The 25248-nt window shown below is 63.0% G+C and carries 24 protein-coding genes; 15 read left to right on the top strand and 9 right to left on the bottom strand.

What is annotated here, in order from left to right; genetic code table 11:
- Positions 1–197: 197 nt before the first annotated feature.
- Positions 198–992 carry a sulfite exporter TauE/SafE family protein gene (locus BLQ85_RS19315; RefSeq protein ID WP_254806486.1) on the bottom strand — a complete coding sequence of 265 codons (795 nt, stop codon included), beginning with the start codon at positions 990–992 and terminating at the stop codon, positions 198–200.
- Positions 993–1102: 110 nt separating this feature from the next.
- Between BLQ85_RS19315 and BLQ85_RS19310 the strand changes: the two genes are divergently transcribed.
- The 3 genes from BLQ85_RS19310 to BLQ85_RS19300 are packed head-to-tail and all read left to right on the top strand — an operon-like array spanning position 1103 to position 3280.
- Complete coding sequence (locus BLQ85_RS19310; protein WP_074579484.1) at positions 1103–1996, top strand: LysR substrate-binding domain-containing protein; 894 nt, start codon at positions 1103–1105, stop codon at positions 1994–1996.
- Between the two features lie 10 nt (positions 1997–2006).
- Positions 2007–2633, top strand: a complete 627-nt coding sequence (locus BLQ85_RS19305; RefSeq protein ID WP_074579363.1) for a pyridoxamine 5'-phosphate oxidase family protein — start codon at positions 2007–2009, stop codon at positions 2631–2633.
- Positions 2633–3280: an HD domain-containing protein gene (locus BLQ85_RS19300; RefSeq protein ID WP_083336922.1), complete on the top strand. Its 648-nt coding sequence runs from the start codon at positions 2633–2635 to the stop codon at positions 3278–3280. Before BLQ85_RS19305 ends, BLQ85_RS19300 begins: the two co-directional genes overlap by 1 nt.
- 3 nt (positions 3281–3283) lie before the next feature.
- Here BLQ85_RS19300 and BLQ85_RS19295 read toward each other — a convergent pair whose 3' ends face one another.
- Positions 3284–4036 (bottom strand): Crp/Fnr family transcriptional regulator, encoded by a 753-nt coding sequence (locus BLQ85_RS19295; RefSeq protein ID WP_074579361.1) that lies wholly within the window; start codon positions 4034–4036, stop codon positions 3284–3286.
- Between the two features lie 178 nt (positions 4037–4214).
- Here BLQ85_RS19295 and BLQ85_RS19290 point away from each other — a divergent pair, with 178 nt between their 5' ends.
- The 10 genes from BLQ85_RS19290 (at position 4215) to BLQ85_RS19245 (ending at position 16592) form a co-directional block, all read left to right on the top strand.
- On the top strand, positions 4215–5399 hold the full coding sequence (locus tag BLQ85_RS19290; RefSeq protein ID WP_074579359.1) for an ABC transporter substrate-binding protein: 1185 nt from the start codon (positions 4215–4217) through the stop codon (positions 5397–5399).
- Positions 5400–5542: 143 nt separating this feature from the next.
- On the top strand, positions 5543–7489 hold the full coding sequence (locus BLQ85_RS19285) for an AMP-dependent synthetase/ligase (RefSeq protein ID WP_074579357.1): 1947 nt from the start codon (positions 5543–5545) through the stop codon (positions 7487–7489).
- A 130-nt stretch (positions 7490–7619) separates the two neighbouring features.
- Positions 7620–8402: an ABC transporter ATP-binding protein gene (locus BLQ85_RS19280; protein ID WP_074579355.1), complete on the top strand. Its 783-nt coding sequence runs from the start codon at positions 7620–7622 to the stop codon at positions 8400–8402.
- 78 nt (positions 8403–8480) lie between these two features.
- A complete protein-coding gene (locus tag BLQ85_RS19275; protein ID WP_074579353.1) occupies positions 8481–9410 on the top strand; it encodes a branched-chain amino acid ABC transporter permease in 930 nt (309 codons plus the stop codon).
- Positions 9411–9435: 25 nt separating this feature from the next.
- The gene (locus tag BLQ85_RS19270) at positions 9436–10512 is read left to right on the top strand and encodes a branched-chain amino acid ABC transporter permease (RefSeq protein WP_074579351.1); all 1077 of its coding nucleotides are present in this window, start codon (positions 9436–9438) and stop codon (positions 10510–10512) included.
- A gap of 125 nt (positions 10513–10637) precedes the next feature.
- Positions 10638–11972: an ABC transporter substrate-binding protein gene (locus BLQ85_RS19265; protein WP_074579349.1), complete on the top strand. Its 1335-nt coding sequence runs from the start codon at positions 10638–10640 to the stop codon at positions 11970–11972.
- Positions 11973–12090: 118 nt separating this feature from the next.
- Complete coding sequence (locus tag BLQ85_RS19260; RefSeq protein ID WP_074579347.1) at positions 12091–12903, top strand: ABC transporter ATP-binding protein; 813 nt, start codon at positions 12091–12093, stop codon at positions 12901–12903.
- 10 nt (positions 12904–12913) lie between these two features.
- Entirely contained in the window at positions 12914–14167 is a 1254-nt protein-coding gene (locus BLQ85_RS19255; protein ID WP_074579345.1) for a phenylacetate--CoA ligase family protein, read from the top strand.
- A gap of 245 nt (positions 14168–14412) precedes the next feature.
- The gene (locus BLQ85_RS19250; protein WP_074579344.1) at positions 14413–15408 is read left to right on the top strand and encodes a tripartite tricarboxylate transporter substrate-binding protein; all 996 of its coding nucleotides are present in this window, start codon (positions 14413–14415) and stop codon (positions 15406–15408) included.
- Positions 15409–15638: 230 nt separating this feature from the next.
- The gene (locus tag BLQ85_RS19245; RefSeq protein ID WP_254806488.1) at positions 15639–16592 is read left to right on the top strand and encodes a Bug family tripartite tricarboxylate transporter substrate binding protein; all 954 of its coding nucleotides are present in this window, start codon (positions 15639–15641) and stop codon (positions 16590–16592) included.
- A 204-nt stretch (positions 16593–16796) separates the two neighbouring features.
- Here BLQ85_RS19245 and BLQ85_RS24380 read toward each other — a convergent pair whose 3' ends face one another.
- The gene (locus tag BLQ85_RS24380; protein ID WP_074579341.1) at positions 16797–18290 is read right to left on the bottom strand and encodes a P-loop ATPase, Sll1717 family; all 1494 of its coding nucleotides are present in this window, start codon (positions 18288–18290) and stop codon (positions 16797–16799) included.
- A gap of 295 nt (positions 18291–18585) precedes the next feature.
- Here BLQ85_RS24380 and BLQ85_RS19235 point away from each other — a divergent pair, with 295 nt between their 5' ends.
- Complete coding sequence (locus BLQ85_RS19235) at positions 18586–18882, top strand: hypothetical protein (RefSeq protein ID WP_074579479.1); 297 nt, start codon at positions 18586–18588, stop codon at positions 18880–18882.
- Between the two features lie 419 nt (positions 18883–19301).
- The gene (locus tag BLQ85_RS19225) at positions 19302–20069 is read left to right on the top strand and encodes a TraB/GumN family protein (protein WP_074579337.1); all 768 of its coding nucleotides are present in this window, start codon (positions 19302–19304) and stop codon (positions 20067–20069) included.
- Positions 20070–20197: 128 nt separating this feature from the next.
- Here the strand turns inward: BLQ85_RS19225 and BLQ85_RS19220 are convergent, their stop codons facing one another.
- The 6 genes from BLQ85_RS19220 to BLQ85_RS19195 are packed head-to-tail and all read right to left on the bottom strand — an operon-like array spanning position 20198 to position 25220.
- The gene (locus BLQ85_RS19220) at positions 20198–20593 is read right to left on the bottom strand and encodes a RidA family protein (protein ID WP_074579335.1); all 396 of its coding nucleotides are present in this window, start codon (positions 20591–20593) and stop codon (positions 20198–20200) included.
- Complete coding sequence (locus BLQ85_RS19215; protein ID WP_074579333.1) at positions 20568–21017, bottom strand: acyl-CoA thioesterase; 450 nt, start codon at positions 21015–21017, stop codon at positions 20568–20570. The genes BLQ85_RS19220 and BLQ85_RS19215 overlap by 26 nt, the downstream gene beginning before the upstream one ends.
- Positions 21014–22678, bottom strand: a complete 1665-nt coding sequence (locus BLQ85_RS19210; RefSeq protein ID WP_074579332.1) for a benzoate-CoA ligase family protein — start codon at positions 22676–22678, stop codon at positions 21014–21016. Before BLQ85_RS19210 ends, BLQ85_RS19215 begins: the two co-directional genes overlap by 4 nt.
- The gene (locus tag BLQ85_RS19205; RefSeq protein ID WP_074579330.1) at positions 22675–23856 is read right to left on the bottom strand and encodes an acyl-CoA dehydrogenase family protein; all 1182 of its coding nucleotides are present in this window, start codon (positions 23854–23856) and stop codon (positions 22675–22677) included. The genes BLQ85_RS19210 and BLQ85_RS19205 overlap by 4 nt, the downstream gene beginning before the upstream one ends.
- A 27-nt stretch (positions 23857–23883) precedes the next feature.
- Entirely contained in the window at positions 23884–24738 is an 855-nt protein-coding gene (locus tag BLQ85_RS19200) for an enoyl-CoA hydratase family protein (protein WP_074579328.1), read from the bottom strand.
- Positions 24735–25220, bottom strand: coding sequence for a MarR family winged helix-turn-helix transcriptional regulator (locus BLQ85_RS19195; protein ID WP_074579326.1), 486 nt, complete (start codon positions 25218–25220; stop codon positions 24735–24737). Before BLQ85_RS19195 ends, BLQ85_RS19200 begins: the two co-directional genes overlap by 4 nt.
- Positions 25221–25248: the final 28 nt, after the last annotated feature.

Genomic DNA, 25248 nt, shown 5'->3' with positions numbered 1-25248 from the left:
GCAGGACCGTCACACCCCAAAGGGCGGCGGCGCCAACCATAAACGCAAGATCCATGATCTTTCTCCAAGCAACAACGATGGAGAAAGTGTCGGAGCCGGCGTGTAAAAACGGGGATGAAAGACGGGCGGCGGGTATAAAGAAAGCGTAAAAACCGGCCCCAAAACCGTGTCTTTGCGCCGGCTGCACTCTACGGTGTTTACCCCGCCAGCCAGCGTATGGCGCTGCCGATCACCATATAAAGGCCTATGGCCAGCAGGCCCGCAAAGAACAGGCGCTTGAAGGTTTTTTCATCCAGCCGGCCGCGCAGCACTTGGCCCGCCGCCATCCCCAGCAAGGCCGCGGGCAAAGCCACCAGCCAGCCCCAGCCACCGGGCAGGGCTGCGGCTGAGAACGAACCTTCAAGCACCAGGCGCCCAAAAAGCGCGACGGTGGAAACGGTGAAGGACAGCCCCAGCGCCTGCACGAGTTCATCCTTCCTGAGACCCAGAGCCTGCAGGTAAGGCACCGCCGGAAACACAAACACACCGGTAGCCGAAGTGATGGCGCCGGTGATGAGCCCGATGGCGCCGGATAAAAACGTCTCGCCGCGACGAGGCACGGCCAGCGGAACGGCCACCAGCCCCAGCACGGCATAGGCCATCAATGCCGCCCCCAGGCCCGCCGAAGCCGCATTGGCGTTCAGGGTGACCAGGCTCACCGGCGCCCACAGCGTTCCGGCCGCCACGCCCAGTTGCAGCGGCCAGAGGCGCCTGAGCAGCCGGCCCAGCGCAGCGCCGTCCCACATCTGCCAGGCATTCGTCAAAAACGAAGGCAGGATCAGGATCACCGCCGCCTGCGCGGGCGGCATCACGCCGGCCAGCAGGCCCATGGACAGCGTCGGCAAGCCCAGGCCGACCACGCCCTTGACCAGACCGGCCAGCAGGAATACCGCGGCGACGACGGCGACCAGCAGGGTATCGTGCCTCATGCCCGCGAAATTGTGCAAGTTCATGAGGCCGATTCTGCGCAGGGACGCGCCCCGCGCTCAAGCGGTAATATGCGCTGGCAGCCTTCGCCACTGCCGAAGGCTCAACAGCTTCCCACACCGTTATGCCCGCCGCCATCCGCTTTGACTTGGTCGACCTCCGGCTGTTTCTGCATGTGGTCGACACCGGCAGCATCACCGCCGGCAGCAGGCTTTCGCACCTGGCGCTGGCCTCGGCCAGCGCGCGCATACGCGGCATGGAGGACGCCCTGGGCGTGCCGCTGCTGGATCGCCTGCGCGGCGGCGTCAAGCCGACCAAGGCGGGTCTCGCCGTGGCCCACCATGCACGCCTGGTGCTGCAACAGATAGAGCACATGCAGGGCGAGATCGCCGACTACGCGGGCGGCCTGGCGGGCCGCGTGCGCCTGCTGTCCAACACCGCCGCCATCACCGACTACCTGCCGCAGGCGCTCGCGGCCTTCCTCAACAGCCACCCGGCCATAGACGTCGATCTTGAGGAGCGCCCCAGCCACCTGATCGTCTCGCAGCTGCTGGCCCAGGCGGCCGAGCTCGGCATCGTGGCCGACTCCGCGGATGTCTCCAGCCTGGAGTCCAGGCCCTTCAGGCGCGACCGGCTGGTGCTCATCGCGCCACGATCCACCGGCTTCGGCCGGCTGCGCCAGGTCGCGTTCGCACAAGCCCTGGCCCATGACTTTGTCGGCCTGAGCGAAGACAGCGCGCTGCAGCAGCACCTGGCCTTGCAGGCCGAACGCCTGGGGCTGCACATGCGCACGCGCATACGGCTGCGCAGTTTTGAGGCCGTGTGCCGCATGGTGGAAGCTGGCGTCGGCGTGGCCGTGGTGCCGGCCATCGCGGCCGAAGGCCATGCGGGCGCGGGCACGCTGCGCGTGCTCAAGCTCTCCGACGACTGGGCCGACCGGCAACTGCTGATTTGTGCGCGCAGCTTCGAGCAGCTGTCGCTGCCCGCCCTCAGGCTGGTGGAGGCGCTATGCGCACCCCATAAGGAATAAAGTCATGCCCATGAACACCCAAACCGACCCGCATGCCATCACCAGCCTGCCGCAACTCGAGGCGCTGTTCGGCGCCGTCGGCGAAGCCTCTCTCAAGAAAGAAGTGGACTATTTGCACCCGGCCTACCAGGCGCTGATCCAGGCCTCGCCTTTCGCGGTGCTCGCCACTTCGGGGCCTGACGGGCTGGATGCATCGCCGCGCGGAGACCCGCCGGGCTTTGTCGCCATCCAGGACGACAAGACCCTGCTGCTGCCGGAGCGCCGCGGCAACAACCGCATCGACAGCCTGCGCAACCTGCTGACGGACCCGCGCGTGGCGCTGCTGTTCCTGGTGCCCGGCGTCGGCGAGACGCTGCGCGTGAACGGCCGTGCCCGCATCACGGTCGCGCCCGACATGCTTCGGCGCTTTTCCATGGAGGGCAAGCCGCCTCACTGCGTGCTGGTGATCAGCGTGGAGTCGGTGTTCTTCCAGTGCGCCCGGGCCCTGCAGCGCTCAAAACTCTGGCAGACCGCGCCGCCAAGCCGGCCCGACGTGCCCACACCAGGCGCCATGCTGCAGGCGCTGACGGCGTCGGCCATAGACGGCGAAAAATACGACCGCGAGCTGCCCGCGCGGCAAAAGTCCACACTCTACTGATGGCGCACACCAACCCAGAATCCATGGACCTGCTGGCCCGCTCCTGGCGGCGCTGCACCAGCGCGCTCGTGCCGCGGACCATCACCGGCAGCGTGTTTGACCAGCTGCTGGCGCGCTACTCGGAGCCGCATCGCAAATACCACACGCTGCAGCACCTCGCGGAATGCCTCGCGCATGTCGAGGCCGTCCGCCACCTGGCCGAACAACCGGGCGAAGTCGAGTTCGCGCTGTGGTTCCATGACGGTATTTACGACACGCAGCGCCACGACAACGAACGCCAAAGCGCCGACTGGGCGCGCGCCGTGCTGCAGGGTCATGGCGCGGCGCCGGCCGCCGTGCAACGAATCGACGAACTCATCATGGCCACCTGCCACAGCGCGCTGCCGGTGACGCCCGACGCGCAGCTGCTGGTGGATATCGACCTGTCCATCCTGGGCGCCTTGCCCCCGCGCTTTGCCGAATATGAAGAACAGATACGGCAGGAATACGCTTTTGTGCCCGAGGACCTCTTTCGCCAAAAGCGCGGCGAGATTCTTCGCGCCTTCCTCGCCCGACCGGTGATTTACAGCACGCCGCATTTCCAGGCCGCGCTGGAAGCCCGCGCCCGAGGCAACCTGCGCCTGGCCATCGCAGCCATCACCGGCTAGGGCTTAACGGCCAGGGTTGGTGCGCGCGGCCAGGCCCTCGTCTTTGGCCGCGAACACGCTGGAGCGCAGCGCCTCCAGGTCCAGCACGCGCAGGCCGCCGTATTCGATGCGGATAAAACCCTGGTCCTGCAAGGCGCTGAGCGCCTCGTTCACGCGCTGGCGCGACAGGCCCACCAGGTAGGCCATCTCCTGCTGCGTGATGCGCAGCATCTGGCCCACACCCGGATACAGGACGGGGTTGAACAGCGCGGCCAGGCTGCGCGCCACGCGGATGTCGGGGTTGTTCATGCGGTCTATCTCGCGCGCGGCGATGAACTGGCCCAGGCGCTCGTTGAGCTGGTTCATCACAAAGCGGTTAAAGCCTATGGAATGGTCCAGCAGCCAGTGGAAGGTGTCTATCGGCAAACCGGCCACCACACTTTTGCGCAGCGCCTGGATGTTGTAGCGGTAGGGCTCGCGCTTGAGCGCCGTGCCCTCGCCGAACCAGCCGCCGGGCGGCAGGCCGGCAAATGTCATGGTCATGCCCTGGGCGTTGTCGCTGCTCATCTTGAGCAGGCCTTCCACCACGCCAAACCAATAAGTCACCGGCCTGCCGACACGGCAGACATAGTCGCCCGGCGCGGCGTCACCAACCTGCAGCACCGCGACCGCGCGTGCGCGCTCATCCGGCAGCAGCAGGGGCAGCCAGGGAATGCCGCGCAGCTCGTCCGGCGTGGGCGCCCTGCGGCGCAGGTGAAGGGGTGACTCAGTGGCCATGCTCGCAATGTTCAAGCAAGAAAGAAGGTGGGTAGATCAGGGAAAGCCCGGGCGGGCGCAACCCTTGGATTGTCGTCGGGCAGACAGTTGGCCGCGCCTCCAAAGCATAGCATCGGCCTCGCGTAGACAGGCCGTCAAGAGCCCACCGCAATCCCATCACGACCAGGAGACACCCGCCATGACAAGCTTTTTCACCGCCTCAAAAGCCGGTTTACCGCCGCCCGCTGATCACCTGACACGCCGCCGCATGCTGGGCGCACTCGCGGCTGTGCCAGCCGCCCTCTACGGTCCCGCGCGCGCCCAGGACAACGGCCCGGTCCGCATCGCGCAATCCATCGCGCTGAGCGGGCCGCTGGGCGAGCTGGGCCAGGCCATGCACCAGGGCGCCAAGGCCTGCTTTGCCGGCATCAACGCCAGGGGCGGCGTGAACGGCCGGCCCATAGAGCTCACGGCGGCCGACGACGGCTACGACGTCAAGCGCGCGCTGGGCAACGTCAAGGGCTTTATCGACGACAAAAGCACATTCGCGCTCTTCAACTGCATGGGCACGCCCATGATCGAGGCCATGCTGCCGCAGGTGATCGACTCGGGCATGCCGTTTTTCGCGCCGTTTTCGGGCGCGCTGTCGGCGCGGCCGGCCAACGCGCGCAATGTCTTCAACATACGCGCCAGCTACGCCGACGAGGCCGAGCAGCTGGTGCAGCACCTGGCGACCATAGGCATACGGCGCATCGCCATCGTCTACCAGAACAACTCCTTCGGCAAGGAAGTCTTCGACGCCACCCAGCGCTCCATGGCCAAACACAAGCTGGAGGCGACCGTGACGGTCACCGTGGAAAACAACGCCTCGGACGCCGGCCCGGCGGCCGAAAAAATCGCGGCCTCCAACCCCGAAGCCGTGCTGGTGGGCCTGGCCGGCAAGCCGACCATCGATTTCGTGAAAGCCATACGCGCGCAGCGCAAGGGGCTGTCGCTGTATGCGCTGTCCATCATGGGCGCGGCCGCCACGCTCAAGGCCATGGGCGAGGACGCCACCGGCATCGCGGTCTCGCAGGTGGTGCCGCTGCCGGGCAACACCGTGGTGCCCATGGTGCGTGAATTCCAGCAGGCCTGGAAGGCCGCCGGCGTGGCGCTGGAGCCTTCGCACCTGGCGCTGGAAGGCTATATCAATGCGCGCGTGTTCGCCGAGGCGCTGCGCCGCGCCGGCAAAAACCCGACGCGCGCCGCCTTCATCGACAGCACCTGGAATTTGAAGCGCTACGACCTGGGCGGCTTTGAAGTGAGCTTCAGCGATTCGGCCCGCAACGCCTCGCGCTTCGTGGAACTGACCATGGTTTCGCGCGACGGGCGCTTTATCCGATAAACCGGCCGGACCCCGGGGACACCCCAGTAGGACTTACCCGGAAATTGTCGTCGCAATGACACCATAGCGTCAAAGCCGGTCCTACTATTCGCCCATACCAGCGGTTTTCCTGAAAAACCGCGCACAACGGAGACAAGAAGCGAATGCAGACCACGTTCCCACGATTGCTGCTCAAACATGCGGCCGAACGCCCCGGCGCCCCGGCCATGCGCGAAAAAGAGTACGGCATCTGGCAGGCGCACAGCTGGGCCGGCATGGCGCAGCTCGTGGAGCACATCGCCTGCGGCCTGCACCTGCTGGGCCTGCAGCGCGGCGAGCACATGGTCATCATCGGCGCGAACCGGCCGCGCCTCTATGCCACCATGCTGGCCGCGCAGGCGCTGGGCGCCATACCGATTCCGCTGTACCAGGACGCGGTGGGCGCCGAATGCATCTTCCCGGTCAACAACGCCGACGTGCGCTTTGCACTCGTGGAAGACCAGGAGCAGGTCGACAAGCTGCTGGAGATACGCGGCCAGTGCCCGCAGCTGGCGCACATTGTTTACGACGACCCGCGCGGCCTGCGCAACTACGCCGAGGACGGCCTGCAGTCGCTGGACGCACTGCTGGACGCGGGCCGCGGTTTTGCCACCGGCCAGCCGGGCTTCTTCCAGGCCGAGGTCGAAAAAGCCCGCCCCGACGACGTGGCCGCGATGTTTTTCACCTCGGGCACCACGGGCAATCCCAAGGGCGTGGTCCACACCCACAACACCTTGCTGGACCGCGCCAAGGCCGGCGCCGATTTCGACAGGCTGACCTCCAGCGAAGAAGTGCTGGCCTATTTGCCGCCGGCCTGGATAGGCCAGAACATCTTCAGCTACGCCCAGTGGCTGGCCTGCGGTTATGTGGTCAACTGCCCCGAAAGCGCCAGCACGGTGACGATTGACCTCAAGGAAGTCGGCCCGACCTATTACTTCGCGCCGCCGCGCATTTTTGAAGGCCTGCTGACCACGGTGATGATCCGCATGGAAGACGCGGGCCGCATCAAGCGCGGCATGTTCCATTACTTCATGGGCGTGGCCAAACGCGCCGGCCCGGCGCTGATGGACGGCAAGCCCGTGGGTGCGCTGGACCGCGTGCTGTACGCGCTGGGCGGCCTGCTGGTCTACGGCCCGCTGCGCAACACCCTGGGTTTTTCGCGCGTGCGCGTGGCCTACACCGCCGGCGAGGCAATCGGCCCCGACCTCTTTACCTTTTACCGCTCCATAGGCATCAACCTCAAGCAGCTCTACGGCTCGACCGAGACCGCGGTGTTCGTCTGCCTGCAGCCCGACAACCAGGCGCGCGCCGACACCGTGGGCGTGCCCATCCAGGGCGTGCAGATCAAGGTGGCCGAGAACGGCGAGATCCTCGTGAAGTCGGCCGGGTTGCTCAGGGAATACTACAAAAACCCCACGGCCACGGCCGAGGTGCTGAGCGCCGACGGCTGGTACCACACCAGCGATGCCGGTTTCCTGGACGCCAGCGGCCACCTCAAGATCATCGACCGCGTCAAGGACGTGGGCCGCATCAAGGGCGGCGCCAACGACGGCGCCATGTTCGCGCCCAAGTATGTGGAGAACAAGCTCAAGTTCTTCCCGCACATCAAGGAAGCCGTGGCCTACGGCGACGGCCGCGAGAAATGCTGCGTGATGCTCAACATCGACTTCGACGCCGTGGGCAACTGGGCCGAGCGCCGCAACCTGCCCTATGCCGGCTACACCGACCTGGCGCAAAAACCCGAGGTCTACCAGCTCATCAAGGAATGCGTCGAAAAGGTCAACGCCGACCTCAGCGTGGACGCCCTGCTGGCCGGCTCGCAGATCAGCCGCTTCCTGGTGCTGCACAAAGAACTCGACGCCGACGACGGCGAACTCACGCGCACCAACAAGGTCAGGCGCGGTTTTATCGCCGAGAAATACCAGCCGCTGATCGACGCGCTTTACGGCGGCAAGGCCGAGCAGTTCATTGAAACCGTGGTGAAGTTTGAAGACGGCCGCAGCGGCAGCGTGAGCGCGACGCTCAAGATCAGCGACACCCAGACCTTTGAGCCAGTCAAGGCAGCAGCATGAACAACAAGTGGCAGCAAATTCCCCAAATACCAGCTCGAGCCGCGGAACCGGCTTTGCCGGGCCGCAGGCGGGCGGCCCCCTCGGGGGGCAGCGCAGTACACGCAGTGACAAGCGTGGGGGTCCACATCCCATGAGCAAAAAAATCGGCGACGTCATTCTCGACGTCAAAAACATCTCCCTGAGCTTCGGCGGCGTGAAGGCGCTGTCGGACATCTCCTTCAATGTGAAGGAGCATGAAATACGCGCCATCATCGGCCCCAACGGCGCGGGCAAAAGCTCCATGCTCAACTGCATCAACGGCGTCTATGCGCCGCAGCAGGGCTCCATCACCTTTCGCGGCCAGACCTTCAAGCACATGAACAGCCACCAGGTGGCCGTGATGGGCGTGGCGCGCACCTTCCAGAACCTGGCGCTGTTCAAGGGCATGAGCGTGCTCGACAACATCATGTCGGGCCGCAACCTCAAGATCAAGAGCAACCTGTTGCTGCAGGCGCTGCGCATAGGCCCGGCCGAAAAAGAAGAAATCATGCACCGCGAGGCGGTCGAAAAAATCATCGACTTCCTGGAAATCCAGGCCTACCGCAAGACGCCCGTCGGCCAGCTGCCCTACGGCCTGCAAAAACGCGTGGACCTGGGCCGCGCCCTGGCCATGGAGCCGCAGGTGCTGCTGCTCGACGAACCCATGGCCGGCATGAACGTCGAGGAAAAACAGGACATGTGCCGCTTTGTGCTCGACGTGAATGACGAATTCGGCACCACCGTGGTCCTGATCGAGCACGACATGGGCGTGGTCATGGACATCTCCGACCGCGTGGTGGTGCTCGACTACGGCAAAAAAATCGGCGACGGCACGCCCGACGAAGTCCGCAACAACGAAGACGTGATCCGGGCCTACCTCGGAACCAGCCACTGACATGGATAAGAACACCCCAATGAAATCACAGCACGCCCCACAACCCACGATGTCCGCATCCCGCGAGGGGGGCCAGTGATGGGTTCATTTCTTGAGACCATTATTGGCGGCCTGATGTCGGGCATGCTGTACTCGCTGGTCGCGCTGGGCTTTGTGCTGATCTACAAGGCCTCGGGCGTCTTCAACTTCGCGCAGGGCGCGATGGTGCTGTTCGCGGCGCTGGCCATGGCGCGCTTTTCCGAATGGATCCCGCAGTGGACCGGCCTGGACAGCAAGTTCATCAACAACGCCCTGGCCTTCGCGGCCGCGCTGGCCATCATGGTGGTGATCGCCTGGCTGATCGAAAAACTGGTGCTCGGCAAACTCGTGAACCAGGAAGGCGTCGCGCTGCTGATGGCGACCCTGGGCATCTCCTATTTCCTGGACGGCTTCGGCCAGACCATCTTCGGCTCCAGCATCTACAAGATCGACGTGGGCATGCCCAAGGATCCCATCTTCCTGCTCGAAAGCGTGTTCCAGGGCGGCCTGCTGGTGAACCAGGAAGACCTGGTCGCCGCGCTGATCGCCACCGCCCTGGTGGCGGCGCTGGCCGCCTTCTTCCAGTACACCGGCACCGGCCGCGCGCTGCGCGCCGTGGCCGACGACCACCAGGCCGCGCAGTCCATAGGCATACCGCTGAACCGCATCTGGGTCATCGTCTGGAGCGTCGCGGGTTTTGTGGCCCTGGTGTCCGGCGTGATCTGGGGCAGCAAGCTGGGCGTGCAGTTTTCGCTCTCGGTGCTGGCGCTCAAGGCGCTGCCGCTGGTGATCCTGGGCGGCCTGACCTCGGTGCCCGGCGCGATTGTGGGCGGCCTGATCCTGGGCGTGGGCGAAAAACTCGCCGAAGTGTTTATCGGGCCTTATGTGGGCGGCGGTATCGAGATCTGGTTTGCCTATGTGCTGGCGCTATGTGTCTTGTTGGTCCGCCCCCAAGGTTTATTTGGCGAGAAGATCATTGACCGCGTCTGAGCCGCTTTTTACCTAAAGAAAAACCATGTTCTACAGAGAAAACGGCCAGTTCAAAACCAGCTACCGGTCCGACCAGCAGATCTTCCCCATCCTGCAGGACCGCATCGCCATAGGCCTGCTGCTGGCCTTTGCCTTTATTGCCGTGCCGCTGCTGGCCAGCGACTATTTGTTCCGCGCCATCCTGATTCCCTTCCTGGTCTTTTCGCTGGCGGCCGTGGGGGTCAACATCCTGGTCGGCTACTGCGGGCAGATCTCGCTGGGCTCGGGTGCCTTTATGGCGGTGGGCGCTTACGGCGCCTACAACTTCTTTGTGCGCATCCCCGGCATGCCGCTGATCCCGGCGCTCATTCTGGGCGGCCTGTGCGCCATGCTGTTCGGCATCCTGTTCGGGCTGCCCAGCCTGCGCGTCAAGGGCCTGTACCTGGCGGTGACCACGCTGGCCGCGCAGTTCTTCAGCGACTGGATGTTCCTGCGCATCAAGTGGTTCACCATGGACACGCCCTCGGGCTCGGTGTCGGTGTCCAACCTGCAGGTCTTCGGCCTGCCGATTGAAAGCGCCGTGAGCAAATACCTGTTCTGCCTGGTCATCGTGGTGGTGATCACCCTGCTGGCCAAAAACCTGGTGCGCAGCGCCATAGGCCGCGAGTGGATGGCGATTCGCGACATGGACGTGGCCGCCGCGGTGATCGGCATACGCCCCATGTACGCCAAGCTCAGCGCCTTCGCGGTCAGCTCCTTCATCATCGGCATCGCCGGCGGCCTCTGGGCCTTTATCTACCTCGGCGCCTGGGAGCCTGCCGCCTTTTCGGTGGACTACTCCTTCCGCCTGCTCTTCATGGTGATCATCGGCGGCATGGGCGCCATCATGGGCAGCTTCTTCGGCGCCGCCTTTATCGTGGTGCTGCCCATCGTGCTGAGCCAGCTGCTGCCGGTGCTGGCCGGCTGGCTGGGCATCTCGATCTCCACCGCGGGTGTCTCGCACGCGGAACTGATGATTTTCGGCGGGCTGATTGTGTGGTTTCTGATTGTGGAGCCGCATGGCTTGGCCAAGCTGTGGGCCGTGGGCAAGCAGAAGCTGCGGCTATGGCCGTTCCCGCATTGAGGTCTTCCCATCTGCGCTTATAGGGTTAAGGATTACTCGAAATCACCAATGCGCAATGGATGCTTAGGTCGTTTACTGAGGTGCCCCTTTTTTCACGGTGTTTATCAATTTTCCAGGAGACAACAATGAAGATTCGTAATGTGATGTTGGCGGTGGCAATCCTCGCCACCGGCGCTTCGTCCCTTGTGACGACCAGCGCATTCGCCCAGGCCAAGGAACAGTTCTTCCCGGTGCTGTCCTACCGCACCGGGCCTTACGCGCCCAACGGCGTGCCCTGGGCCAACGGCTATGTGGACTACCTCAAGCTGGTCAACGCGCGCGGCGGCATCAACGGCGTGAAGATCTCGTTCGAGGAATGCGAAACCGGCTACGACACCGCGCGCAGCGTGGAATGTTATGAGCGCCTGAAGGGCAAGAACGGCGGCGCCACCCTGGTGCAGCCGCTGTCCACCGGCGCCACCTTCGCCATCACCGAAAAAGCCCCGGTCGACAAGATCCCGGTGGTGACCGTGGGCTACGGCCGCAGCGAAAGCGCGGACGGCTCCATCTTCAAGTGGAACTTCCCGATCGCCGGCACCTACTGGGTCGCCGCCGATGCCATCCTGCAGGCCATCGCCAAGAAGGAAGGCGGCTTCGACAAGCTCAAGGGCAAACGCGTCGCGCTGGTTTACCACGACTCGCCCTTCGGCAAGGAACCGATTCCGCTGATGCAGGAGCGCGCCGCCATGCACGGCTTCACGCTGCAGCTGCTGCCCGTCACCGCGCCCGGCGTCGAGCAGAAAGCCACCTGGCTGCAGATCCGCCAGTCGCGCCCCGACTATGTGGCGCTCTGGGGCTGGGGCATCATGAACACCACGGCCATCAAGGAAGCGCAAGCCACCGGCTACCCGCGCGAGAAGATGTACGGCGTGTGGTGGGCCGGCGCCGAGCCTGACGTGAAGGACGTGGCCGAGGGCGCCAAGGGCTACAACGCCGTGACCATGCAGCACGGTGCAGAGCCCAACTCCAAGCTGGTCAAGGACGTCATGACGCTGGTGCACGGCAAGGGCCAGGGCACGGGCCCCAAGGAAGAAGTCGGCCAGGTGCTGTACATGCGCGGCGCCATGAGCGCCATGCTGGGCGTGGAAGGCCTGCGCGCCGCGCAGGACCGCTTCGGCAAGGGAAAAATCATGACGGGTGAGCAGGTCCGCTGGGGCCTGGAGAACCTGAACCTGACCCAGGCCAAGCTGGACGCTCTGGGTTTTGCCGGCGTGATGCGGCCCATCAGCACCTCCTGCACCGACCACATGGGTTCGGCCTGGGCGCGCATTCACACCTGGGACGGCAAGGAGTGGAAGTTCACCTCCGACTGGCTGCAGGCCGACGAGCAGGTGATCAAGCCCCTGGTCAAGGCCACGGCCGCCAAGTACGCGACGGAGAAAAAACTGACGGCGCGCACGCCCGCCGATTGCCAATCCTGATAGTGGCTTGACCACCCCTCCCGCCGCGGCGGGAGGGCGGCGGCTCCTTAGAGCCGCCAATTGAAAGGGCCGGTGGCATGGCTTTTTCAATTGGCTTCACCGACACGGACACACAACAATGAGTGACTCACCCGACATCGTTCTCAACGTCAACGGCATCGAGGTTATCTACAACCACGTGATCCTGGTGCTCAAGGGCGTCTCGCTGCAGGTCCCGCAGGGCCGCATCGTGGCCATCCTGGGCGGCAACGGCGCGGGCAAGACCACCACGCTGCGCGCCATCTCTAACCTGCTCAAGGGCGAGCGCGGCGAGGTCACCAAGGGCTCCATCGAGCTGCGCGGCGAGCGCATCGAAAACCTTTCGCCGGCCGACCTGGTCAAGCGCGGCGTGGTGCAGGTCATGGAAGGGCGGCACTGCTTTGCCCACCTGACCATCGAAGAAAACCTGCTGACCGGCGCCTACACGCGCGCCGGCAAGGCCGAGGTGGCGGCCAACCTCGAGAAGGTCTACAACTACTTCCCGCGCCTGAAAACCCGGCGCACCTCGCAGGCGGCCTACACGTCAGGCGGCGAGCAGCAGATGTGCGCCATCGGCCGCGCGCTGATGGCCAACCCCTCCATGGTGCTGCTGGACGAGCCCTCCATGGGGCTGGCGCCGCAAATCGTCGAGGAGGTCTTCAACATCGTGCAGGACCTGAACCAGAAAGAGAAGGTCACCTTTTTGCTGGCCGAGCAGAACACCAATATGGCGCTCAAGTACGCCGACTACGGCTACATCATGGAAAGCGGCCGCGTGGTGATGGACGGCGCGGCCGCCGACCTGGCCAACAACGAGGACGTGAAGGAGTTTTACCTCGGCGTGGGCGGCGGCGAACGCAAGAGCTTTAAAGACGTCAAGAGCTACAAGCGCCGCAAGCGGTGGCTGGCCTGAGGGTATGGACATGAGCAATTTCTTCGACACCCTGGAACACCGGCCGCATGCCGAGCGCGAAGCCGCCCAGTTCGCCACGCTGCCGCAGCAGGTCGCGCACGCACAGTCCCATGCGCCGGCTTTTGCCGGCATCCTCAAGGGGGTGGACGCCTCGGCCGTCAGCTCGCGCGCCGCGCTGGCACGCCTGCCGGTCACGCGCAAGTACGAGCTGCTGGCACTGCAGCAGTCTTCGCGCGAGGCGGGCGGCGATCCTTTCGGCGGCTTCAGCGCGCTGCGTTATGGCGCCGCCATGCCGCGCGTGTTCGCCAGCCCCGGCACGATTTATGAGCCCGACAGCACACGCAAGGACTACTGGCGCATGGCGCGGGCCCTGCACGCCGCGGGCTTTCGGGCCGGGCAGCTGGTGCACAACTGCTTCAGCTACCACTTCGTGCCGGCCGGCACCATGATGGAAAGCGGCGCCCATGCGCTGGGCTGCACCGTCTTCCCCGGCGGCACCGGGCAGACCGAGCAGCAGGTGCAGGCCATGGCCGAGCTCAAGCCCGCCGGTTATGTCGGCACGCCCAGCTTCCTCAAGATCATTGTCGACAAGGCCGCCGAAATGAAAATCGGCCTGCCCAGCGTGACACGCGCCATGGTCTCGGGCGAGGCCTGCCCGCCCAGCCTGCGCGACTGGTTCGCCGAACGCGGCATCGCCGCCTACCAGTGTTATGCCTCGGCCGACCTGGGGCTGATCGCCTATGAAACCGAGGCCCGCGAAGGCCTGGTGCTCGACGAAGGCGTGATAGTGGAAATCGTGCGCCCCGGCACCGGCGACCCGGTCGCCGAGGGCGAGGTCGGCGAACTGGTGGTCACCACGCTGAACCCCGACTACCCGCTGGTCCGTTTTGGCACCGGCGACCTCTCGGCCGTGCTGCCCGGCAACTGCCCCACAGGCCGCAGCAACACCCGCATCAAGGGCTGGATGGGCCGGGCCGACCAAACCGTCAAGGTGCGCGGCATGTTTGTGCACCCGGGCCAGGTCGCCGACATCGCCAGGCGTTTTCCCGAAGTGCTCAAAGCCAGGCTGGTCGTCAGCGGCGAGATGGCCAACGACAGCATGCACTTCCAGGCCGAGGCGGCGTCCACCCCCGAGGGACTGGACCAGCGCATCAGCGAAGCGATACGCGACGTGACCAAGCTGCGCGGCACCGTGCAATTGCTGGCACCCGGCAGTCTCCCCAACGATGGCAAGGTTATTGAGGATGCACGAAGTTACAAGTAGAGCCATTCCAGTGAGCCCCCACGTTCGCTCACTGCGTGTAGCTCTCTGCCCCCCGAGGGGGCGCTGCGCCTGCGGTCTGGCAAAGCCAGTCCCGCGGCCCCTGCTGGCCTGAATGCCCGAAACCAGGGTCGCTTTTAAGGCCAGAAAGGCCCCGCCATAAAGGGGATAGCCCTTACGTAGTTCCCGCGATGCTGGGGCGGTAAGGGGACCGTAAACTTGGCGCCTTCAGATTCAAGGAGACGCTCATGAAACGCCTGTTAGTCCTCGCCGCCGCCGCAACGGCCATGTTTGCCGCCCACGCGCAAGCCCCCGCCTTCCCCGGCTCCAAGCCCATCAGCCTGGTGGTGCCCTTCGCCGCCGGCGGCCCGACCGACCGCGTCGCGCGCGACCTGGCCGAGGCCATGCGCAAAGCCATGGGCGGCAGCGCCAACTTCGTTGTGGAAAACGTCAACGGTGCCGGTGGCACCATCGGCGCAGCCAAGGTGGCACGCGCCGCGCCCGACGGCCACACCCTGCTGGTCCACCACATCGGTATGGCCGCGGCGACGGGCCTGTACCGCAAGCTGCCTTACAAGGTGCCTGAAGATTTTGAGTTCCTGGGCATGATCAATGAAGTGCCCATGACCATCATCGGCAAGCCGCAGCTGCCCGCCAACAACTACCGCGATTTCGAGAACTACATACGCGCCAATTCCGGCAAGCTCAACATCGCCCACGCCGGCCTGGGTTCGGCCTCGCACCTGTGCGGCCTGATGTGGCAAGCGGCCATCAACGCCAAGGACGCGATGACCACCATCCCCTTCGGCGGCACCGCGCCGGCCATGAATGCGCTGGTCGGCGGCCAGGTCGACATGATGTGCGACCAGACCACCAACACCACCGGCCAGATCGAAGCCGGCCGCGTCAAGGCTTTTGCCGTGACCACCGCCAAGCCGCTGAGCAACAACAAGCTGCTCAAAGACTACCCCACGCTGCAGGAAATGGGCCTCAAGGGCTTTGACCTGACCGTCTGGCACGGCATCTACGCACCCAAGGGCACGCCTCCGGCCGTGCTGACCCAGCTCAACACCGCGCTGAAGGCCGCCCTCAAAGACGCCGACTTCATCAAGAAGCAGGAAGGCCTGGGCGCCGTGGTGATCACCGACAACCGCGTCGACCCCGCCGCTCACAGGGCGTTTGTGGTCGGCCAGATCGCCAAGCTCAAACCCGTGATCGAAGCCGCCGGCAAGTTTGCCGACTGAGTGATTCCACGCTGACTGGATTGCCAAGCCGCCCGGTTCGCGCCGGGCGGCTTTTTCTTTTTCAAGCGCCCGGGTTTAACCCCCTTGAAGCGCCTGCCCGCGGACGTTATGTTCGTGTGGTCCCCGGCCGCGTGCCGGCCATCCCCTGGAGAGACTTCCTGATGAACAACAAATCCTTTCTGCGCGGCGCCAGCTTCATCGCCACCGCGATCGCCGCCCTCAGCACCTTTATGGCCGCACCCTCTGCCTGGGCGCAAAGCGCGAACTGGCCCGCCAAGCCCGTCAAGATCGTCGTGCCCTTTGCGCCCGGCGGCACCACCGACATCCTGGCCCGCGCCATGGCGCCTGAACTCTCCAAGGCTTTCGGCCAGCCCTTTGTCGTCGAGAACCGCGCCGGCGCCGGCGGTAACATAGGCGCCGACATCGTCGCCAAGTCCACACCCGACGGCTACACCCTGCTCATGGGCACCGTGGGCACACACGGCATCAACAAGTCCCTCTACACCAAGATGGCCTTCGACCCACAAAAAGACTTCGCGCCCATCACCCTGGTCGCGGGCGTGCCCAACGTCATGGTCGTCAACACCGAAAAAGCCAAGGCCGCCGGCATCAACAACGTCACCGACTTCATACGCGCCGCCAAAGCCAAACCCGGCACCTTCAACATGGCCTCCAGCGGCAACGGCACCTCCATCCACCTGGCCGGCGAGCTGTTCAAGACCATGAGCGGCACCTATATGACCCATTTCCCCTACAGCGGCTCAGGCCCCGCATTGCTGGCGCTCGTGGGCGGCGACATGGACGTCATGTTCGACAACCTGCCCTCCTCCATGGCCCTCATCAAGTCCGGAAAACTCAAGGCATTGGCCGTCACCAGCTCGGAACGCTCAGCCGCCCTGCCCGACGTACCCACCGTGGAACAGGCCGGCGGCCCGGCTCTCAAAGGCTACGACGCGAGTTCCTGGTTCGGCCTGCTGGCCCCCGCAGGCACACCCCCCGACATCGTCAACCGCATCCAGCAGGAAGCCTCCAAAGCGCTGGGCACGCCGGCAATGAAGGAAAAGCTTCTTGCCCAGGGCGCGATTCCCTCGGGCAGTACGCCGGCGCAGTTCACGGCGTTTATCAATGCCGAGCACAAAAAGTGGGCGCAGGTGGTGAAGGCTTCGGGGGCGAAGGTGGATTGAAAACCGTTAGCAAACCCTAACTAGCTAGTTTCAGCTAAGGCAGGCCATCACCTTTGCTGCGGCTGGCCCAGCCAGCATCAGCTGGTGCCACCAGCCCGGCACAGATTCTTGAAAAATCCAGCGCATCGCCTAAGAATGGCGCTACGCATCTCCTGGCACAGCTGAATCTTGAATCAATGAAGCGGGATAGCTCAGAGTAAGTGCTTAGGCCGCTCCCTGGAGCATTTCTAATGCGTCGCGATATAAAAACGGCACCCAGTAGGTCGGAGTTTCTCGGGATCCTCTGCGCTCAAAAAATCCCGCTTCTACCAACTGATCGGCCACCTCAACTGCTTTCTCGCCCGGCACTTTCCATAACTTAGACAGTGAGGTGGGGCTCTGCTCAGTTTTTTCTCCCTCTAACTTATCGAGGTAAGGTTTAAGTAATGGATATTCAGCGCAGAGCGTCTGTTCATATCTAACTTTCGATACCGCAGGCAACGCGGCACGAATTGCGGCCCTGTCGACCAGTTGCTCACCCGCTGGTTCAGCGTGCCCAATCTCATACAACTTAAGCTGCTCGCTCCGTATTTCATTTAGCAAATGGATCAGTTCACGTGGGGCTGTTCGCTTTGACCCATCAGCGGATCGAGATAGTATCCAATCTAAGGTCTTAGGCTGTCTTTTTCCGATATCAACTTGGTCAGGAAAAAATTTATAAAACAGCTCTTGTTGCAGTTGCGCGTTGGCACCTATGTCTTCGCTGTGCATGCCATAGCAGTCACAGATAAGTGCATTTGCCGATATTCTTTTTACTAGCAGATTCAACAAAGTGCGAGGCTCCCAAGAGATGCTGATCGTCCGAGTGACGTGGCTAGCTTCTCTGAACCCCGGGCCAATAATTTTTCGCCAGATATCGTCCCTCAGAAAAATCTTAATCTTGATATTTGAGAGGCCAGACATATCAAGATAAGTCCTAAATAGAGCTCTAAGCGCATTTCCCTCAAGCTCTGGCGAATCTGAAAAGGCCACATCTAATCGGTCCAATGCAAGCCAACACGTGATGTTTTCCATCGCATAGGCCGAATTTAATAACTCGATGAGGGTATCAATAGATGAATATCCTTTGCCTCGCTGCTCCTCTGTTAACGCACTAAACGTAATTTTTCCGCTCAGCTCAAGTCCACTGTTGGGTTCCGTAACCTTTCCTTCAAGCGAAGGAAGATTTTTCTTTAAGTAATCTAAAGCGGCCTTCAGTCGGGTAACAAGATTGGCGTTCGGCACTAGAAGTCCATTTTTCTCCAGAATCTCAAAAACCGCGCTGGCCTTTTCATTTTCTGTTTTTGAAACTACAAGGTGGTGCCGAAGATAGTTGGATGAGATCGAGAGGAAGTACAGTTTCCATAGCCCTCTAAACTGCTCTTCTGATAAAGGCGGAGCAGTCGTCAGATCTCGAAATGCCGGTGCGCCGCGAGGATTTTCTGCCGCTAGGAAAATTGTTCTTCTACCTAGTCGGAGTTGATCTTTTTGCGCGACAAGCAAGGAATAAAGTGCGCTCTTGCCTGCCCCTTTGGCCCCGAAGACGATGTCTACGTCGCCACTCAAAATTCTTCGCCATTGCTCGGTTTCAACAAAATAGTGCTGCAAGTCGTCGACCTCGTCCTCGGCTGTTCGGCTCCCAAAATTTGCCTCTGTTAGTGCTTTCTTTCTAGTCGTCATGCTATGTACCAATCGTTAGGTTGAGCAAAATCTTACAGATGATGATGCATATTTGATAGAGGAAGATGACGGAGTCTGCCTCCAAACCGGGAACAGAATCGTCAGGTCGACTATTGGCGCGTATCCCAATAGTTGCTGGGCTACCTCGAAAAGCCACGTCTCGGATCATGAATACGAAACTCGATTCTTCGGTGTTCTACTCTATTTAGAGGATGAGAGAAGGCAGCTTTAGGCTTAGTGTTGCATCCAGACGGACTCAATAGAAATATGCAGAGCGATGCACGAGGAGCGGGCGATGGCATACCTAGTGTTCTGTACCTTCGATCTCAAAGGTGCCAGTAGTCAAGACTATCAAGATGCTTATGCTGACTTAGCCTCGCTTGGCCTAAAGAAAGTCCAGAGCTCTCAAAGCGGGAGCAATGTGGTCATTCCCACAACCGCTGCTATGGGGTTTTTTGACGGCGCCAATGCTGTAGCGCTTCGTACAAAGATCGAAAGTAGCGTGAAGGCGAAGTTCACAGCACGGCGCTTCAAATCAGAGATATTCATAGTACTGGGGAGTGATTGGGCGTGGAGCGCCTCCACCACCTGAAGTCCAATTCCCGCAAGGAGCTGATCATTGCTAGAGTTCGTCCTGAGCATATCGTCGAACACCTTAGTTCGCAGATGCGCCGCGCGCTAGAGGCTGCCGTCTTGGAGGTCATTCCTGACGCGCAGTTTGATCAGTACGAGCTGTTCCGAGCTTTCCGACGGGCCGTCGGGCGCAAATGCAGCACTTGGGAACGAGTCCGAGATCAGGATGTCGATGCTAGTTAGCCGCTAGCGCAGGTGTGCAACATGAGTGCGCCTATCTAGCCTTCTTTGGATAGAGCTTATGTTGTGGAATTTGGGTCCGACGACTAGCCACAGATGAATTCCTCGTTTCCTTCCTAGCGAAGCAACCCCTAAACGCAGTTGCTATGGCTATGACACAGCAATCGCCCTTAACAATTTCTCGCGAGGAGGCGCCATATGCTTTGGCACGTCACGAACACGAGCCTTCACATCCTGGGATCGATTCACCTGTCGGGTACCCCATTGCTTCTAAGCGAAAAAATGGCCGCGACGGTGGAGCGCGCGGAAGTTCTGGCGTTTGAAGCGAACCTGGATGCGGCGCCTGATCCTCTCATCGGGAGGTACAAACGCGGTACTCTGCTAAGCACCTGTATTTCTGCAGATCTTTTTCGCGACACCGTGAATTTGTGGGATCAATTTCGATTTGATCGAAATGAGCTTGAAGGTCTTCAGCCGTGGTTAGCTGCTACTCGATTAACGAACGCTCTCGCACAACAACATGGCCTGCAATACGCGGAAGGCATTGATCGAAAAATATTCAGTCAAGGTAAGCACCTTCGAAAGAAACTCTTTTTCCTTGAATCAGTAAACGTTTTTGCGCAGCTCATGAGTCAATCCCCTCCTATAGAGCAGGAGCGCTACCTGTCCTTGATTGTTCAGGAGCCCGAGGAGGAAATGCAGCGCATACGGCAGATGGCTGCAGCGTGGAAAGCCCAGAGGCCCGACTATTTGATTCCCATAGTTAGCAGAGAAATCAGTCTCATTCCACGCACCTTTGCCGCTGTTGTTAACGCTCGAAACAGAAATTGGCTTCCTCAACTATTGCGTCTGGCACGAAGCAGAAAGAATACTGTGGCGGTAGTTGGAGCGCTACACATGGTAGGCCCGGGAAGTCTTGTTGATCTGCTTTTGGAGCAAGATTTCGCTTGTGTTCGATACGCTTAGTCTCATAGGAAAGTCGTTGCCTAGCGACTCGCGCGCTTCGAACGTGATGGACGTTTGGCAGATGAGTGATGCTGAACCACTCTCCACAAAACAATGCTTAGGCTTGATGATCAAGCCAACCCGTATCTTCAGTCCGGCACCACCGCCGTAACCTCAATCTCCACCTGCGCACGGTCCTCGACCAGGCCGGCCACCTCGACGCAGGTCATGGCCGGGAAGTTTTTTCCCATGACTTCGCGGTAGGCGGCGCCCAGTTCCTTGAGCCTGGCCACGTACTCGACGCGGTCCACCACGTACCAGGTCATGCGCACCATGTGTTCGGGCCCGGCGCCGCCGGCTTTGAGCACGGCTGCGATGTTTTGCAGGGCCTGCTTGGTCTGCGCGACGAAGTCGTCGCTCTCGAATTCCTGTTTCGCGTTCCAGCCGATCTGGCCGCCGACGAAGAGCAGCGCGCCGCGCGCGAGCATGCCGTTGGCATAGCCCTTGGGTTCGGCCCAGTCAGGGGGTTGGATTTTTTTGATCATGGGGCGGGTCTCCATGGGATGTTTTTAAATAGGGCAGCAAAGCCTCGCGCAGTGCATCGGGAATGCGCATGGGCTTGCCGTTGGGAACTTCGGAATACACGATCACGCCGTGGGCCTTGAGCCGGGTGTCGCCGGCCTCGCCGCGGATCTCGTACTGCATGCCGATGCTGGAGCCGCCTATGCGCGTGAGCTCCAGCGTGATGGTGAGCGCGTCGCCGTTGCGGCACATGCCGAGGAATTCGGTCTTCAGGTCGACGATGGGCACACCGACGCCGCTGGCGATCAGTTTGTGTTCGGGAAAGCCGATGTGTTCCAGGAAGTCTTCCTGCACCTCATGCAGCAGGTAAAAAAACTGCGGGTAAAAAACAATGCCGGCCGGGTCGCAGTGGTGAAAGCGCACGCGCTTGGGAACGCTGAATTTCATGGCTGGCGCAGCTTGAAGCGTTGCAGCTTGCCGGTCTCGGTGCGCGGCAGCTTGTCGACAAACTCGATTTGCCGCGGGTATTTAAAGGGCGCCAGCGTCGCCTTGACATGGTCCTGCAAGGCCTTGGCCGTGGCGTCGCCGCCGGCCTCGCCGGGCTTGAGCACGATAAAGGCCTTCACGACCATGCCGCGCTCCTCGTCGGGCAGGCCCACCACGCCGCACTCGGCCACGGCCGGGTGCTTGAGCAGCGCGTCTTCGACCTCGGGGCCGGCCACGTTGTAGCCGGCGGTGATGATCATGTCGTCGGCGCGCGCCTGGTAAAAAAAGTAGCCGTCGGCGTCCTGCATGAAGGCGTCGCCCGGGTAGTTCCAGCCGTTCTTCACATAGTTGCCCTGGCGCGCGTCCTCCAGGTAGCGGCAGCCCGTGGGCCCGACCACGGCCAGCTTGCCGATCGTGCCGCGCGGCACTTCGGCGCCGCTGTCGTCCACCACCTTGGCGGTATAACCGGGCACCACCTTGCCGATGGCGCCGCGGCGCACGTCGGCACCGGCCGCCGAGATAAAGATGTGGAACATCTCGGTCGCGCCTATGCCGTCAATCATCTCGATGCCGGTGGCATCCTTCCAGAGCTGGCGCGTGGCGTCCGGCAGGCTCTCGCCGGCGCTCACGCACAGGCGCAGGCCGGGCACGCCGTGCTGTTTGGCAAACGCGGCCATCTGCCGGTAAAACGTGGGCGCGGTGTAGCAGATGGTGGCGCCCACCTGTTTGATCAGCTTGACCATGGCCTCGGGTGTATAGCCTATGGAGGGGTAATACACCGAGGCGCCGGCCCACATCGGGAAGATCAGCATGCCGCCCAGGCCAAAGGTAAACGCCAGCGGCGGCGAACCGACCACGATGTCGTCGGGTTTGGCCTTGAGCACATGGCGCGGCCAGGCCTCGCAGGCGGCCAGCACGTCGCGATGCGTGTGCACCGCGGCCTTGGGCTTGCCCGTGGTGCCCGAGGTGAAAGCCATCAGCGCGATGTCGTCGGCCGACACCGGGCAGGGCTTGAACTTGCCGTCCTTCTGCGCCGACAGCACGGCCAGCGAACCGGGCGCATCCATCACATTAAAAGGCACGATGGTGGGCAGCGCGGCGCTGGGCGCCTGCGCCGCCTTCAGTTCATCGAGCAGACTTGCATCGCACAAGGCCAGCGCGGGCCGGGCTTTTTCGATGATCTCGCCGAGCTCCTTGGCGCGCAGCAGCGGCATGGTCGCCACCGCCACCAGCCCGGCCTGCACCACGCCCAGCCAAGCCAGCGCCATGCCTATGGAATTGCCGCCGCGCAGCAGCACGCGGTTGCCGGGCTTGAGCTTGAAGTCTTCGGTCAGCACCTGCGCGATGCGGTTCACGCGCTCCAGGGCCTCGGTGTATGTCAGCGTGATCTTGTCCGAGCGCAGCATGGGCTTGTCGCCGCGGCCCTCGCGAATTGCCTTGTCAAACAGGGACTGCACCAGGTTGGCCTGCGCCGGGATGCGCAGCTCGGGCAGCGCGTATTCCATGCGCGGCAGCTGCTCGGGCGCCGGCAGGCGCTCGTGCACAAAACGATCCACCTGTGCGGAAGGCGCGGAGGGCGCCGCGGTGACACTTTCGAGAGGGTCGGAGACGGAGGTGCTCATGATTGCAATTGGGCCTTTCCAATAATGAGTTGCTGCACTTCGGTCGCGCCTTCGTAAATGCGCAGCGAGCGTATGTCGCGGTACAGGCTTTCCACCTTGGTGCCCACCTTCACGCCCAGGCCGCCGTGCATTTGCAGCGCCATGTCGATGACCTTTTGCGCGTTCTCGGTGGCCGCCATCTTGGCCATGGCGGCCTCGGCGGTGATGCGCGCGCCGCTGCCCAGGCGCTCGCTTTCGTCGCGCATCCAGGCGGCGCGGTAGGTCAGCAGCGCGGCCGCGTCGACCAGGGCCGCCATTTCGCCGAGCTTGGCCTGCGTCAGCTGGAAGTCGGCCAGGGTCTGGCCGAACATTTTTCGTTCCTTCGAAAAGCGCACCGCCTCGGCCAGCGCGCGGCGCGCCATGCCCAGCGCGGCGGCCGCCACCGAGGCGCGGAAGATGTCCAGCGTCTGCATGGCGAGCTTGAAGCCGCCGTGCAGCGCGCCCAGCTGCGCGCCTTTGGGCAGCTTGCAGTGCGCAAACTTCAGCGTGGCCAGCGGGTGCGGCGCCATCACGGCGATGTGCTCGCTGCTGTCCAGGCCCTTGCTGTCCGCATCAACGATAAAGGCGGTGATGCCGCGCGTGCCGGCCTGCGGGTCGGTCTTGGCGAAGGTCACGTAAAAATCCGCGATGCCGCCGTTGCTGATCCAGGTCTTGCTGCCGTTCAGCGTCCAGCCTTCGCCCGTGTCGGTGGCCGAGGTCGCCATGGCGCCGGCGTCAGAACCCGCGTCGGGTTCGCTCAGCGCAAAGGCCGCGATTTTTTTGCCGCTGGCCACCAGGGGCAGGTAGGCCGCCTGCTGCGCGGGCGTGCCCGCCAGCGTGATGGCACCGCTGCCCAGGCCCTGCATGGCGAATGCGAAGTCGGCCAAAGGCGAATGAAAGGCCAAAGTCTCGCGCAGGATCACCAGCGCGCGCGAGTCCAGTTTCTCCAGCGCGCCGCCCAGGGCGCCGTCCTTGCCGGCCGGCACGCAGTAGCGCAGCCAGCCCTGCTCGCCCAGCAGCGCCACCCATTCCTTGCAGGCCTTGCGGTCGTCGCTTTCGTCGACCTGCTGCTGGGGCGCCCAGTCGGCCAGGCGCCGGCCCAGCTCGCGGTGAACCTCGTCAAAAAAAGGCAAAGCCAGGTGGGCGGTGCTCGATTTCATGCCTGAATCCTTGTTGTGCTGCTGTGCTCAGTCGCCGCGAAACACCGGTTTCTGTTTGGCCGCAAAGGCCTCGTAGGCGCGCGTGAAGTCCTTGGTCTGCATGCAGATGGCCTGGGCCTGGGCCTCGGCCTCTATGGCCTGGTCCAGCGTCATGGCCCATTCCTGGTGCAGCATGGTCTTGGTCATGCCGTGCGCGAAGGTCGGGCCCTCGGCCAGCTCGCGCGCGAGTTTTTGCGCCTGTGCCAGCAGCTCCTGCGGCTCATGCAGGGCGTTGAAGAAACCCCACTGCAGGCCTTCCTGCGCGTTCATGGCGCGGCCGGTGAACAGCAGCTCCGAGGCGCGGCCCTGGCCTATCAGGCGCGGCAGCAGCGCGCAGGCGCCCATGTCGGCGCCGGCCAGGCCCACGCGCGTGAACAGAAACGCCGTCTTGGCCTGGGCCGTGCCCAGGCGCATGTCGGCCGCCAGCGCCATCATGGCGCCCGCGCCGGCGCAGATGCCGTCGATGGCCGCGATGATGGGCTGAGGGCACAGGCGCATGGCCTTGATCAGGTCGCCCGTCATGCGCGTGAATTCCAGCAGCTCGGGCATGCTCATCTTGGTGAGCGGGCCTATGATCTCGTGCACGTCGCCGCCCGAGCAGAAATTGCCCCCCGCGCCGGTGATGACCACCGTTTTCACGTCGGTCGCGCTGTTCAGCGTGCGGAACAAATCGCGCAGCTCCGCGTAGGAATCAAAGGTCAGCGGGTTTTTGCGCTCGGGGCGGTTCAGGGTCAGCGTCGCGACGCCGTCCTCGAACGAGTACGCGAAATGCTCCGCCTGGTAGTGGGCCATCGCATCGAAATGCGCGTGCATGGGGTTGGCCAGGCCTATGTAGTGTTTCATGGGGTTTCCAGTTTTGCGTCGGCGAGTTGGTTGTGGTGCTGCTTGACCTTGCCCAGCAGCTTGTGCAGCGATTCGACCTCGCGCGGCGACAGGGCCTCAAAGGCCGAGACGATCCAGGCCTCGTGCTCGGTCGCCATTTCGTCAAACAGCTTGCGCCCGCGGGTCGTCAGGCGCACGCGGTAGGCGCGCCGGTCGCCCTCCACGTCCACGCGCTCGACCAGGCCTTCGGCCACCAGCTGGTCGGTGATGCCGGTGACGTTGCCGCCCGTCACCATCATGCGGCGCGACAGCTCGTTCATCTTCAGGCCCTCGGGGCTGCGCTCGAGCTGCGCCATCAGGTCGAAGCGCGGTAGCGTGGTGTCGAACTGCTCGCGCAGCTGGGTGCGCACCTGCTTTTCCACCAGCTGCGTGCAGGTCAGCATGCGCAGCCAGAGGCGCAATGCCTCGGGGTGTTCGCTGTGGCCTCGTGCTTCCATGTCCATGCGGGTCTCCTTGCTGTGTTGGCTTTTG

It is taken from the genome of Polaromonas sp. JS666, assembly GCF_900103405.1.
In the GTDB taxonomy this organism is placed as follows: domain Bacteria; phylum Pseudomonadota; class Gammaproteobacteria; order Burkholderiales; family Burkholderiaceae_C; genus Polaromonas.
The sequence above is the reverse complement of the archived record's forward strand: the minus strand, read 5'-3'. Positions and strand labels throughout refer to the sequence as shown.

What these genes read in the sequence shown, in the direction of transcription:
- BLQ85_RS19220 (WP_074579335.1), bottom strand. Translation starts at nt 20,593, where the DNA reads ATGATCAAAAAAATCCAACCCCCTGACTGGGCCGAACCCAAGGGCTAT.
- BLQ85_RS19260 (WP_074579347.1), top strand. Translation starts at nt 12,091, where the DNA reads ATGAGTGACTCACCCGACATCGTTCTCAACGTCAACGGCATCGAGGTT.
- BLQ85_RS19245 (WP_254806488.1), top strand. Translation starts at nt 15,639, where the DNA reads ATGGCCGCACCCTCTGCCTGGGCGCAAAGCGCGAACTGGCCCGCCAAG.
- BLQ85_RS19255 (WP_074579345.1), top strand. Translation starts at nt 12,914, where the DNA reads ATGAGCAATTTCTTCGACACCCTGGAACACCGGCCGCATGCCGAGCGC.
- BLQ85_RS19210 (WP_074579332.1), bottom strand. Translation starts at nt 22,678, where the DNA reads ATGAGCACCTCCGTCTCCGACCCTCTCGAAAGTGTCACCGCGGCGCCC.
- BLQ85_RS19195 (WP_074579326.1), bottom strand. Translation starts at nt 25,220, where the DNA reads ATGGACATGGAAGCACGAGGCCACAGCGAACACCCCGAGGCATTGCGC.
- BLQ85_RS19275 (WP_074579353.1), top strand. Translation starts at nt 8,481, where the DNA reads ATGGGTTCATTTCTTGAGACCATTATTGGCGGCCTGATGTCGGGCATG.
- BLQ85_RS19305 (WP_074579363.1), top strand. Translation starts at nt 2,007, where the DNA reads ATGAACACCCAAACCGACCCGCATGCCATCACCAGCCTGCCGCAACTC.
- BLQ85_RS19235 (WP_074579479.1), top strand. Translation starts at nt 18,586, where the DNA reads ATGGCATACCTAGTGTTCTGTACCTTCGATCTCAAAGGTGCCAGTAGT.
- BLQ85_RS19300 (WP_083336922.1), top strand. Translation starts at nt 2,633, where the DNA reads ATGGCGCACACCAACCCAGAATCCATGGACCTGCTGGCCCGCTCCTGG.
- BLQ85_RS19285 (WP_074579357.1), top strand. Translation starts at nt 5,543, where the DNA reads ATGCAGACCACGTTCCCACGATTGCTGCTCAAACATGCGGCCGAACGC.
- BLQ85_RS19295 (WP_074579361.1), bottom strand. Translation starts at nt 4,036, where the DNA reads ATGGCCACTGAGTCACCCCTTCACCTGCGCCGCAGGGCGCCCACGCCG.
- BLQ85_RS19205 (WP_074579330.1), bottom strand. Translation starts at nt 23,856, where the DNA reads ATGAAATCGAGCACCGCCCACCTGGCTTTGCCTTTTTTTGACGAGGTT.
- BLQ85_RS24380 (WP_074579341.1), bottom strand. Translation starts at nt 18,290, where the DNA reads ATGACGACTAGAAAGAAAGCACTAACAGAGGCAAATTTTGGGAGCCGA.
- BLQ85_RS19280 (WP_074579355.1), top strand. Translation starts at nt 7,620, where the DNA reads ATGAGCAAAAAAATCGGCGACGTCATTCTCGACGTCAAAAACATCTCC.
- BLQ85_RS19315 (WP_254806486.1), bottom strand. Translation starts at nt 992, where the DNA reads ATGAACTTGCACAATTTCGCGGGCATGAGGCACGATACCCTGCTGGTC.
- BLQ85_RS19200 (WP_074579328.1), bottom strand. Translation starts at nt 24,738, where the DNA reads ATGAAACACTACATAGGCCTGGCCAACCCCATGCACGCGCATTTCGAT.
- BLQ85_RS19270 (WP_074579351.1), top strand. Translation starts at nt 9,436, where the DNA reads ATGTTCTACAGAGAAAACGGCCAGTTCAAAACCAGCTACCGGTCCGAC.
- BLQ85_RS19250 (WP_074579344.1), top strand. Translation starts at nt 14,413, where the DNA reads ATGAAACGCCTGTTAGTCCTCGCCGCCGCCGCAACGGCCATGTTTGCC.
- BLQ85_RS19290 (WP_074579359.1), top strand. Translation starts at nt 4,215, where the DNA reads ATGACAAGCTTTTTCACCGCCTCAAAAGCCGGTTTACCGCCGCCCGCT.
- BLQ85_RS19265 (WP_074579349.1), top strand. Translation starts at nt 10,638, where the DNA reads ATGAAGATTCGTAATGTGATGTTGGCGGTGGCAATCCTCGCCACCGGC.
- BLQ85_RS19215 (WP_074579333.1), bottom strand. Translation starts at nt 21,017, where the DNA reads ATGAAATTCAGCGTTCCCAAGCGCGTGCGCTTTCACCACTGCGACCCG.
- BLQ85_RS19225 (WP_074579337.1), top strand. Translation starts at nt 19,302, where the DNA reads ATGCTTTGGCACGTCACGAACACGAGCCTTCACATCCTGGGATCGATT.